The sequence below is a fragment of the Streptomyces sp. NPDC096132 genome, from assembly GCF_044763345.1.
GTDB lineage: Bacteria > Actinomycetota > Actinomycetes > Streptomycetales > Streptomycetaceae > Streptomyces.
In genome coordinates, this window is sequence record NZ_JBIWGA010000003.1 from 256,192 (window position 1) to 268,236 (window position 12,045).

General features: G+C 70.4%; 6 protein-coding genes. 5 read left to right on the plus strand and 1 reads right to left on the minus strand.

Annotated elements, in window-relative coordinates:
* Window positions 1-164: 164 nt before the first annotated feature.
* Complete coding sequence (locus ACIRF9_RS08920) at window positions 165-3,086, minus strand: BTAD domain-containing putative transcriptional regulator (protein WP_403818420.1); 2,922 nt, start codon at window positions 3,084-3,086, stop codon at window positions 165-167.
* Between the two features lie 737 nt (window positions 3,087-3,823).
* Between ACIRF9_RS08920 and ACIRF9_RS08925 the strand changes: the two genes are divergently transcribed.
* The 5 genes from ACIRF9_RS08925 (at window position 3,824) to ACIRF9_RS08945 (ending at window position 11,929) form a co-directional block, all read left to right on the plus strand.
* On the plus strand, window positions 3,824-4,627 hold the full coding sequence (locus ACIRF9_RS08925) for an alpha/beta fold hydrolase (protein ID WP_403818422.1): 804 nt from the start codon (window positions 3,824-3,826) through the stop codon (window positions 4,625-4,627).
* 35 nt (window positions 4,628-4,662) lie between these two features.
* On the plus strand, window positions 4,663-6,846 hold the full coding sequence (locus ACIRF9_RS08930) for an MMPL family transporter (RefSeq protein WP_403818424.1): 2,184 nt from the start codon (window positions 4,663-4,665) through the stop codon (window positions 6,844-6,846).
* 324 nt (window positions 6,847-7,170) lie between these two features.
* Window positions 7,171-7,593, plus strand: coding sequence for a hypothetical protein (locus ACIRF9_RS08935; protein WP_403818425.1), 423 nt, complete (start codon window positions 7,171-7,173; stop codon window positions 7,591-7,593).
* A gap of 26 nt (window positions 7,594-7,619) precedes the next feature.
* Window positions 7,620-9,233, plus strand: coding sequence for an FAD-dependent oxidoreductase (locus ACIRF9_RS08940; protein WP_403818427.1), 1,614 nt, complete (start codon window positions 7,620-7,622; stop codon window positions 9,231-9,233).
* Between the two features lie 719 nt (window positions 9,234-9,952).
* The gene (locus tag ACIRF9_RS08945) at window positions 9,953-11,929 is read left to right on the plus strand and encodes a serine/threonine protein kinase (protein ID WP_403818429.1); all 1,977 of its coding nucleotides are present in this window, start codon (window positions 9,953-9,955) and stop codon (window positions 11,927-11,929) included.
* Window positions 11,930-12,045 lie beyond the last annotated feature (116 nt).

Sequence of the window (12,045 nt, forward strand, 5' to 3'; positions counted from 1 at the left end):
TTCACTGATGAGGGACGCCCTCGGATCCCACCTCTTCGGAGAGCGGCTTCGGAGAGAGCACGGAGCGAGAGCGCGGGGCGCCGGGCCACGGTGAGCCCCCGACGAATACGCCAACCGGCCCGGCCGACGGCACTTGGCCGACCGGGCTCCGGAGCGAAGACGGGCTACGCGTCGGTGAGTGCGGTGTCCGCCTGTGAAGAGCTGCTCGGTCCGTCGAGCCGACGCAGTTTGGTGTGGAGCGGCTCGGTGTCGGCGTGGCCGAGCCGTTGCATCAACTCCAGCCCCTCGGTCCACGCGGCGCGGGCCGGGCCCGGTTGTCCGGCGCTGAGGTGGGTGTCCCCCAGGCGTATGAGGGTGCCGGTCACGAACCCGGGGAAGTCGCCCCGCTGATAGAGGTCGAGGGCGTTGCGATAGGCGGCGACGGCCTGCTCGTACTGGCCGAGGTCGTGGTGAGCGTGGCCGATGCTGTCCCACGTGTGCGCCGCGTTGGTGTCGTCTCCGAGTTCCTGGTGCAGAGCCAGCGCCTGTCGGCAGTGGTCGAGGGCTTGGCGGTTCTGGCCGAGCAGGGTGTGGTACCAGCCGACCGCGTTGAGAGCGAATGCTATGGCCATCCGGCCACGGTCGTCGTCCGCATCACGGCCGTTATGTTCTCGTCGTATCGCGAGGGACCGCTGTGCGGCGCCGAGCGCGGCTTCCGGATCGCCCTGGCGCTCCTGCACCCAGGCCAACATGAGATACGCCTCGGTGCAGGCTCTCGTCTCGCCCGATTCGGTGAAGAGTTCGATGGCACGCTCGGCATGAACCCGTGCCTCGTCGATGCGGCCCAGATCCCTTGTGGCGCCGGCGAGACCACAGTGGACATGGGCCTGGGCCGTCCGGTCACCCAGTCGGCGCGCCGCGTCGACGGCGGCGCGGTGCACGGCCTCCTCGTCCCGTAAAAGGCCACGCCAGTGCAGGTGGTCATCCATGGTCCAGGCGAGTTGCCAGGTGTGCACGTCGTACTGGTGGGCGACGGCCTGTTCGAGGAGCGCGAGCATCACCGCCTGCTCGGCCGTGAACCAGGCCGCCGCCTTTTCGGCGTCTTCGCCGAAATCCTCAGCACGTACCCCCTGAGCCCTGGGAGCGAGCGATACCAGCACGCGCGCACGAGCCGTCAGCCCGACCGCCTGATGGGCCGTGTGCAGGTAGTGGTCGAACATCCTGAGTCGGGTCGCTCGCACCTCCTCGGGCCGCTCGACGGCTTCGGTCAGTTCGGTGGCGTAGGCGCGCAGCAGGTCGTGGAATGCATAGCGGCCCGGGACGTGTTCGTCCACGAGGTGGGTCTGGGTGAGTTCGGACAGGAGCCGACGGGTGTGCGGGACGGTGAGCCCGGCCAGGCTGGCCGCCGCGGGCAAGGTGATGTCGGGGCCGGGGTGCAGGCCGAGCAGCCGGAACAGGCGGGCGGCCTCGGGGGTGAGGGCGTGGTAGGACCAGGAGAAGACGGCGCGCACGTCGGCCGCGGTATCGCCGAGGTGAAACGCCTCGAGGCCGCCGGCGCTGTCGCGCAGGTCGGTCACGATCGCCGCCAAGGGGAGAGCGGACCGGGTCGCGGCGCGGGCGGCGGTGACGGCCAGGGCCAGCGGCAGCCTGGAGCACCGGGCGATGATCTCCTCGGCCGCGTCCGGTTCGGCCGAGACCCGGCCGGGCCCGAGGCGCCGGGCGAGCAGCTCGCGGGCCTCCGGCACGGAGAGCACGTCGAGGTGGAGGGGGTGGGCGCCGTCCACGGCGACCAGCCCGGCGAGCCGGTCGCGACTGGTGACGATGACCAGGCAGCCGGGCGCCCCGGGCAGCAGGGGCCGCACCTGCGCGGCGTCGCGGGCGTTGTCCAACAGCACCATGACACGCTTGCCGGTGATCAGGGTGCGGTACAGGGCCGCGAGCGCGTCGACGTCCTGCGGGAGGCTGCCCGGGTCGGCGCCCAGCGACTCCAGCAGCGTACGCAACGCGTGCTCCGGCGGAACCGGCACACCGACCGGCTCGAAGCCCCGCAGGTTCAGATACAGCTGACCGTCGGGGAAGCGGTCGGTGACCTGTCGCGCCCAGTGCACCGCGAAGGTGGTCTTACCGACGCCCGCCATGCCCGCGATGGCGCTGATCACCACGGTGCCGCCCGACGGCAGCTGGGTCACCTCGGCCAGTTCGGCATCACGGCCGACGAACACCGGCAGGCCGGCGGGCAGTTGGGCCGGGACGACGCGGGCCCGGGCCGGGGTGGGCACCGGTGCGGGAGCGGTGTCGGCCGGGGCAGGTTCCTGTGCCGGGGTCGCCGAGCCCGGCGCAGCGAGCAGATCGGCATCGGCCCGCAGAACGCGCTGGTACAGAGCCTGCAACGGCGGCCCGGGATCGACCCCCAGCTCGCTCGCGAGCAGCGCCTGCGCCTCACGGTAGGCGGCAAGCGCGGCCGCCTGCCGCCCCGACCGGTACAGGGCGAGCATCAGCAGCTCCCGGAACCGCTCGTCCAGTGGATGCTCGGCGACCAGCCCGGTCAGTTCCGCCACCGCCTGCGCAGGGACACCGGAGTCGAGTTCGGCCGTCAGACGGGCCGTCTGCGCGGACAGGCGCAGCTCGCCCAGCCGCTGCCGCTGCAGCTGCGCGTAGTCCCCCCGCACACCAGCCAGCGCCGCGCCCTGCCACAGACCGAGCGCATCCCGCAAATACGCCGCCGCACCCTTGTTGTCCCCCGCCCGCCGCGCCCGCTCGGCCCGGGCCAGCAACTCCCGGAAGGCACCCAGGTCCAGTTGGTCCGGCGAGATCCGCATCTGATAGCCGTCCCCCGTGGAACGGATCACGGACGACGCCGTCTCCTTGGCGGGCTCCAGCACCTTCCGCAGCCGGTGCACATAACTCCGCAGAATGCCCAGCGCCGAGACCGGGGCCCTGACTCCCCACACAGCGTCGACCAGCGCGCTCGACAGCACCTGCGAGCCCTCCGCGAGCAGCAGTACCGCCAGCACCGCCCGCTGCTGCGGCGGACCGAGCTCGACCTCCTCCGTCCCCCGCCACGCCCTGACCGGCCCCAACACCGAGAACCGTAAGTGCCCTTCCAACGGGCTTCCTCCCTGGGTGATTTTCATCCGAAGCCAACCAGCAGGGCCGGCCTGCGGGCCCTGCCGAACTCTAGACCAGCACCTCGGCCGGAGGCGGGTTGTTTCTTGAGCGCAAGCCCGCAGATCAGGGGGCGGACTGCTGGTAGTCCATCACCGCGCCGAGTACGACCCCGGCGCCGCTGCGGGCCTCGGCCCGCCACCAGCAACAGGCTGCAACACGGCCGCGCGGCCCAACGTCCGCCGAGCTCGGTCGCGATCGACCGGGGGAGGCCCCGACTACGAGCACCGCGCGGCGCATGAGCGGCAGCGAGCCGGCCTCGGGAGCGGTGCCGGCGCACCTGGAGGAGCAACAGCGCGAGATCGCCGCGCAGGCCGAAAGCCACGCGGGGACGCATCGCGGAACTCACCGCGCAAGCGAAGGAGTTCGACCGGGGCGCCGAGGAGGTCCGCATCACCCGCAAGACCCTGCTGGCGGCGCCTCGTCCGTCCCCGCCGACGCCGTCGGCCGCGAGGCTGCCGGACCATCCGGCCCACCGGCAGATCATGGCGGTGTAGAGGCCACAAGCAATTTCACCGATGCGTATTCCGGCTTTTCGACGTGCTTGACAGCAACGGAACTGATGGTGAAGCGGCCCCTGAATGGTGCCCGGATTTCTGTTCAGTGCTCGTCAAGTAACCGGCTCTACGCTGACCCGCGATCACCACCGAGAACGCCGGTTACCGAAGGGCATACATCGATGACGACAACTCGCCGGGGGCTGTTGGCCGGGTCCGCCGCGGTCGTTGTGGGCGCCGCGCTCGACGCGCCCGCCGCGCAGGCACACACCGGAAGCGGAAGCGGCAGCGGCCGGAAGCCCACCGTGGTACTCGTGCACGGCGCGTTCGCCGACGCCTCCGGCTGGAACGGGGTCGCCTCCCGGCTCATCCGCGACGGCTATCCGGTCATCGCACCGCCCAACCCACTGCGCGGCGTGGCCTCCGACTCCGCCTATCTGGCCGGCATCCTCGCCACCCTCAGCGGCCCGCTCGTCCTCGTCGCGCACTCCTACGGCGGGATCGTCGTCACGAACGCCGCGACCGGCAACCCCAACGTGAAGGCGCTGGTCTACGTGGCCGCGTTCGTGCCCGATCAGGGTGAGACGCTGCTGGGCCTGCAGACGAAGTACCCGGGAAGCAGGCTCAGTGAGGCGGCGCTGGACTTCCGTCCCTACGGTGAGGGCCTCGTCGACGGCTACATCAAGAGGGAGTTCTTCCACGACGTGTTCGCCGGTGACCTGCCGAGGTCGACCACCGAGCTGATGTGGGCCGGCCAGCGGCCGGCGGACGTGCGCACCCTCGGGGAGCCGTCCGGCGCCCCGGCCTGGAAGACCGTTCCGTCCTGGTACCTCGTGGGCCGCGACGACCAGGTGCTGCCTCCGGCGGCGCAGCGGTTCATGGCGCGCCGGGCCGGCGCGCACACCGTCGAGGCCGACACCTCGCATGTCGCGATGATCGCGCGGCCCGCGGCGACGGCCGCCCTCATCAAGCGCGCCGCGCGCTGACACCACCGAGCCGACGAAGCCAGGAAGGGACGGCGATGTTCGAGAGGTGGGGGCGGACGGTGGTCAGCCGACGCTGGTGGGTGATCGGCCTGGCCGCGGCCTTCCTGGCGCTCGGCGGCATCTGGGGCACGCGGGTCTTCGGCTCGCTGACCACCGGAGGGTTCGACGACCCGGCCGGCCAGAGCTCGCGCGCGGCCGCACGTGCCGAGGCGACGCTGGGCCGGACGGGCAACGACGCGGTGGTCCTGTACAGCAGCCCCAGCACGACAGTTGACGATCCGGCGTTCCAACGAGCCGTCACCCAGACGCTCCAAGCGCTTCCCCATGACGTGGTGACCCGGACCGTCACCTATTGGAGCACCGGCAGCCCGGCCCTGGTCAGCCACGACCGGCACGCCACCTACGCGGTGCTGACCCTGGCCGGCGACGACGAGGAGCGGCGCGGCGAAGGGCTGGACGAGATCGAGGACGAACTGGCCGCGCCCGGCCTGCGGACCCAGGTCGGCGGCGCCAGCACGGTCGACCGCGACATCCGCGAGCGGGTCGCGGCGGACATCGCCTTCGCCGAGACGATCTCCATACCGGTGCTGCTCGTGCTCCTGGTCGTCGTCTTCGGCAGTGTGGCCGCGGCGAGCCTGCCGCTCGCGATCGGCGCTCTGGCCATCCTCGGAGCGTTCACCGCGCTGCGTGGGATGACCTACCTGACCGACGTCTCGGTCTTCTCGGTCAACGTGGTGACGATTCTCGGGCTGGGCCTGGCGATCGACTACGGCCTGTTCATGGTCGGGCGGTTCCGGGAGGAGATCGCCCGCGGGCTCGGTGTCGAGGACGCCGTCGCCCGCACGATGGCCACCGCCGGTCGTACGGTCGCGGTCTCCGGCGTCACCGTCGCCGTCTCGCTGGCCGGACTGCTGATCTTCCCGATGTCCTTCCTCCGCTCGATGGGCCTCGGCGGTCTGTCCGCGGTCGTGGTGGCGATGGTGGCGGCACTGACCGTGCTGCCCGCCCTGCTCGCCGTCCTCGGCCCCCGGGTCGAGGCACTTTCGGTGCGGCGGCTGTTCCGCCGCCCGCCGCCGGCTCTCCGGCAGGACGAGGTCGCGCACGGGTTCTGGTACCGCCTCGCGCACAGCATCATGCGCCGCCCGGTCGTCTACGCGACCGGGGTGCTCACGGTCCTGTTGCTGGCCGCCGCGCCCTTCCTGCGCGTTGAGTTCGGCGGTATCGACCCGAGGGTGCTGCCGACGGGTACCGAGAGCCGTGTGGTCTCGGAAACCGTCGACCGGGACTTCGTACGGAACGGTCAGGTGCCCATCGAGGCGATCGTGACCTCGTCGGACCGGGCCGGTCTGGAGCGCTACGTCGACGCCGTCCAGACTGTCGACGGGGTGTCAGGAGCCGAGGTCACGGGTCGGTCCGGCGACGTCGCCCGGGTCACGATCATGTACGAGGGCGACCCCATATCGCCCCGGTCGAGGGATCTCGTGAGCCGGATCCGGGCCGTACCGGCACCGCCGGATGGTGAGGCGCTGGTGGGTGGCCAGACCGCGCAGTTGGCCGACCAACTCGACGCCGTGGGCGATCTGCTGCCCTGGATGGCGCTGATCATCGGCGGCGCCGGCTTCGTCCTGCTGTTCCTCGCCTTCGGCTCCGTCGTGCTGCCGGTCAAGGCGATCGTGATGAACATCCTGTCGCTCGGCGCCTCGTTCGGCGCACTGGTCCTGATCTTCCAGGACGGCCATCTGTCCGGCCTGTTGCACTTCACCTCCACCGGGACGCTGGAAGCGACCCAGCCGATCCTGGTCCTCGCGGTCGTGTTCGGGCTGTCGATGGACTACGAGGTCTTCCTGATGTCCCGGATCCGCGAAGAGTACGACCGGACCGGCGACAACACCGCGGCGGTCGCGGTCGGGCTGCAGCGCAGCGGCCGGATCATCACCAGCGCCGCGCTGCTCATCCTGGTCGTGATCGGGCTGTTCTCCGTCTCCGGAATCACGTTCATCAAGCTGATCGGGGTGGCGATGCTCATCGCCGTCCTGGTGGACGCGACGATCATCCGGGCGCTGCTGGTACCGGCCACGATGCGCCTGCTCGGAAACGCGAACTGGTGGGCGCCGGCGCCCCTGCGGCGCTTCTACGCCCGCCACGGCCTCCGGGAAGGCGACGACCGGCCCCCCACGCCCGATCTCCGTCCCGCACCGGCCCCAACGCCGTCCGACTGACCCTCCTGCCGAGGACGAGACGAGGCGAAATGATGCATCAGCGCGCATACGACAGCCAGTGCACCGCCGAGGAGCAGCGGCACACCTCCGCCAAGTCACCCATCAGGCATCCGAGACTGACGTTGTTCGCACTGGCGTTGGGGACCTTCGCGATCGGCGCCGGCGAGTTCGGCAGCAACGGCGTCATCCAGCTGTTCGCGTCCGATCTGGATGTGTCCGTTCCGGTCGCGACCTACGCGATCACCGCGTACGCCGTCGGGGTGATGATCGGCTCTCCGGGACCCCTCGCTCATCCCGATCGCGCTCGCCGTTTTCGGCCTGGGCATGGCGGTCGGCAACCACGTCGGCGGACGTGTCGCCGACCGGTACGAGAACCGCGGTCTGATCCTGGGCTACGGCGGTGCTCTGGCGTTCCTGGTGCTGATCGGTGTGGCAGGCGGCAACCTGGTGATCCTGCTGCCCTGCCTGTTCGGCGTCGGCGCGACCATGATGTTCGCCATCCCCACCATCCAGGTCCGGCTGACCGCTTTCGCACCGGACGCCCCGACCTTGATGGGAACGCTCAACCTGGCCGCCCTCAACCTGGCCAACTGTCTCGGCGCGATCGGCGGCGCGGTCGCCCTCGACGCCGGCTGGGGGACCTTGTCCACCGTGTGGGCCGGCTTCGTCCTCACCACCGCGGGTCTGCTCCTGTACGTCACGACCGTCGCCCGGGTGAAGCCGGCGCCCGTTCCGGTCCGCGCCTGAACAGCCCGACTCAACGGAGGAATTACTTGAACGACGGTGCGGCACAGCGCGGGCCGGTCCTGGACGACGAGCAGTTCCGGCGGCTCGCCGAGTACGGCGAGGTGGAACACACCGAGCCCGGCCGGGATCTGTACACGTCCGGCGACGACACCTACGACTTCTTCCTGCTCCGGTCGGCGACCGTGGACATCGTCCGGGACGCGACGGCGATCGAGCCGGAGCGTCTGATCTACCGGGGCGGCCCCGGAGACTTCCTCGGCGAGCTCAACCTGCTGACCGGTCAGCACGTCTACCTCACCGCCCGGGTGGTGTCCGCCGGGACAGTCGTCCGGATCAGGGCGGCGATGTTGCGCCGGGCCCTCGCCGAGCAGGTCGACATCGCCGACACACTGATCGAGGCGTTCAGGGAACGACGCGAGGTGATCCGCGGGGCGGCAGGCAACGCCCTGGAGCTCGTCGGCCGGCCGTACGCCGCGGAGACGCTGGAACTACGCACCTACGTGACGCAGATGCTCCTGCCGCACTCCTGGCTCGACGCGGCCTCGCACCCCGGACGCTCGCTGATGACACTGGCGGGGCTCGGCGAGGACGACCTCCCCGCCGCGATGGTCAACGGTTCGCTGCTGAGGCGCGCGACGCCCAGAGCCGTTGCCGAGGTGCTCGGTCTCACCTATCGAGCCGACGGGCGGCCGGTCGATCTCGTCGTGGTGGGCGCCGGCCCGGCGGGTCTGGCCGCCGCCGTCTACGGGGCGTCCGAGGGTCTCGTCACCGTACTGCTGGACCGCGCCGGGCTCGGCGGCCAGGCCGCCAAGAGCGCCCGCATCGAGAACTATCTGGGCTTCCCGCACGGAGTCAGCGGCGAAAGCCTGACCCGTCTGGCGATGGTCCAGGCACTCAAGTTCGGTGTACGGATCCACTCGCCCTGCGCGGTGTCCGGCCTGGACCTCTCCGAGGAGCGACGGCCGGCCGTCCTGCTGGAGGACGGCGCACGCATTGAGTGCCGCGCGGTGATCGCCGCGACCGGGGCGCGCTACCGGCACCTCGACCTGCCGCAATGGACGACTTTCGAGAGGTCCGGCTGCGTCCGGTACGCCGCGACCGAGCTGGACGTCCGAGGCTATGAGGACCAGCCGGTGACGGTCGTCGGCGGCGCCAACTCGGCCGGGCAGGCGGCCCTGTCGCTCGCCGCCCGTGGTGCGACGGTGGATCTGATCGTCCGCGGCGCCGATCTCGGGGCCCGGATGTCGTCCTACCTGACCGACCGGATCCGAGCGCATACGCGGATCCAGGTCCACACCAGCAGCACGATCCGCGAACTGGGCGGCGAGGACACCCTCGCGTCGATCGTCGCCGAGAAGTCCGACGGGCTGCGGGACCGTTTGGCCAGCCGCGCCCTGTTCTGCTTCATCGGCGCCGACCCGGTGTCGGGCTGGCTGGACGGCGTGGCCAAGGACCACGACGGCTTCGTCCTCACGGACAGCCGCCTGCCTGCCGGTACGGCACTCCCGTTCCAGACCAGCGCACCCCGGGTCTTCACAGTCGGCGACCTCCGGGCGGGCTCGACGAAAAGAGTGGCCACCGCCGTCGGCGACGGCGCCGGCGCGGTCTCCTCCGTCCACGAGGCACTCGCCGACGACTGACACGTCCCTCGGCCGCCGGCGGGGGTTTCACCTCTGTCGATACCTGAAGGGCCGAGCCGAGTAGGCAACTGGGGAGGACACCTCGTACCGGGCGCCTGCCCGCGGCCGTTGTCGTCGCCTACCTGCTCACCACGGCGGTGGCGACGGCAGCCTCGGGGCTCGCCCCGATCGTCCGGCAGTTCTTCCTGGCCGTGGCCATGAGGCTGTTCATGGTGATGAGCATCCCGACAGCGGCGGCGCCGTGCCCGCGCCGATGCCAGGGCCTCCGAGGTGAGTGGAGACGTCAAACTCCACTACGCCCGGAGGCCCCCCAAGATCAACAGCGGACCGGCGTACGAGGATGTGGCAGAGCCGATGTTCCGGGGTCGGATGACGAAGCGGGGTGACCAGGGAAAACCGGGATGTGAGACGCGGTCGCCCCGTCCTTGGCGTGTCTCCGGTGCCTGATGTTTCGTCAGGTAAGTCAGTATCCGGCCAGCACTTGGTGACCGCCACGGCGTCAAGGACTGTGAGAAGCCCCCGTGCCGAACCCGGGGACTCTCCACTCCCGGCTTCCTCATCAGCGCTTCTGCTTGACTACGGCATCGCTGACGACTCCCTGAGAGGACGGCGCTCATTGTGATGATGCACAGATAACATCCAGCTTCCAGGCATGGGCGTACCCATTCGGCGCGCGTCCGGCCTTCGTACTCTGCCGGTGACGGAGAACGGAAGCCCCCGTGAGCAGTACTCGCTCCGGCGGGCGGGTGCTGCCCGCCCGCCCCGGTGACCCGAAGCGGGTCGGTCCCTACCGGATCATCGGCCGTCTCGGCTCGGGTGGTATGGGCACCGTTCACGCCGGCCTCGACGCCGCCGGCCTCCGCGTCGCGGTGAAGGTCGTTCATTCCACGCAGGCCGAGGATCCCGAGTTTCGGGCCCGGTTCCGCCGCGAGGTTCAGCTCTCCGCGCGTGTGCAGGGGCCGTTTCTCATACCTCTGGTTGCCGCCGATCCGGATGCCGATGCGCCGTGGCTGGCCACTGCGTACGTTCCAGGGCCAACCCTCGACCGGCATCTCGCCGCCCACGGGCCGCTTGCCGAGAGCACCTTGTATGCCTTCGCGACAGGCACTGCTCAGGCTCTCGCGGCCATCCACGCTGCCGGCGTCGTCCATCGGGATGTCAAGCCGCAGAACGTCATACTCACCCCTGCCGGCCCCCGCGTCCTGGACTTCGGCATTGCCCACGCCGCCGACGGCACGTCCGTGACCCGCACCGGCATCGTGACCGGCACCCCCGGCTGGATCAGCCCCGAGTATTACCGCGCCGGCAGCGCCGGCCCCGAAAGCGACCTGTTCGCCTGGGGCGCGCTCGTCGCCTACGCTGCGACCGGACGCCTGCCCTTCGGCACGGGAGCTCCTGACGTGGTCGCCTACCGTGTCATGTCCGAGGAACCCGACCTCCATGGCGTTCCCGGCGAACTCCGCACCCTCGTGGAGAGTGCCCTTGCCAAGGAGCCGGGCAGCCGAACCACCGCGAGTGAGGCCGCCGAGGAATGCGCCGTTCTTCTCGCGTCCCAGGCCACACAGGTCATCCCGGCCGGTGCGGAACCGACGCTGGTCGGTGATCTCGTCGCGGCCGAGTGGGACGTGCCCGCCCTGGACGACCCGGCCTGGCACCCTCACGCCCGTTCACGCAGACGCACGGTGGGCATCGCCGTGGCCACGGGCGTCGTCATCGGCGGCCTGACGGGTGGAGCGCTCGCCCTTCAGCCCGACAGGTCGGAGACACCGCCCTCGAGTTCCCGCCACCTCGACAGCGCGTCCTCCACGACGATCACCGATGCGTCCGCTCCCGCTTCACCGAGTGCAAGTCCCCGGACTTCGGACCCGTCACCGTCCGCGGACGCCGACGAGGCGACGATCACCACATGGCGTGCGGCCCGCCGCGCCAAGGGGGAGGCCGAGATCGAGACCGAGGCCGCGCTCGGGCACGACGTCAGCCTGGGAGTCGGCGAGGAGTACAACTACAGCGGCCGGTACGACGTGAGCTACGCCCAGCCGAGGAAAGAGATCTACGTCGCGATCAGCGGCCCGGCAGTCGAGTCACGCGTCATCCAGGGAGCGGCCAAGGACGCTTGTCTCACCCTGCGCATGATGGCGGACATCTACAAGGATCTTCCGTACGACGAGTACGTGCTGGTGGACAACACCACTCCCACGGCACCCGCCATCGTGTGGGAGGACGACTTCCGTACCAACACCGGCTGCGTCACACAGACCATCGAACGCACCACCAGCGACCAGGGGCAGGATCCGAACTGGAATCCCACCGAGGCCGGCCTGACGGCCGCGCGGATCCCGAGCGTCGACAAGGACGAGATCCGCGTGGCAACCGAGGCGGTCCACCAGCTTTTCGTGGGGTGGAACGGCAATTCCCGGCTGGTCCATGACCCCCGCTACATCAGCGACGAGAACACCAGCATCGGCTTCGCCCCGGACGAAGGCGTGATGTACGTGTGGGCGACCAAGCCCGAATGGGACCAGAGCATGCGGGAGGACTGGGGGCAGACCGCCGCAGGTGTGGCCTGCCGGTCAGTCCTCACCGAATCCCGCGCCCGGCCGGAATGGGGCTACGCCCGGTACGCGGTTGCGGTCCTCGACGGGGCCGGCGGTGCGGATTTTCTTCGCTGGGGTTCCGTCGGCAACTGCGAGAGCTGACCCCCTCATCTCGGCATCTGGGCGAAGGAGGCGGCTGCCGGCCTCAGCGTGTGGATACCTCACAAGTGGCCGGCCACGACTACTCCTGCCGCTGGCTGCTGGTCCGGCGAGGACCA

Coding starts and splice junctions, on each gene's coding strand:
- ACIRF9_RS08935 (WP_403818425.1), top strand. CDS start 7,171: ATGGCGGTCGGCAACCACGTCGGCGGACGTGTCGCCGACCGGTACGAG.
- ACIRF9_RS08925 (WP_403818422.1), top strand. CDS start 3,824: ATGACGACAACTCGCCGGGGGCTGTTGGCCGGGTCCGCCGCGGTCGTT.
- ACIRF9_RS08930 (WP_403818424.1), top strand. CDS start 4,663: ATGTTCGAGAGGTGGGGGCGGACGGTGGTCAGCCGACGCTGGTGGGTG.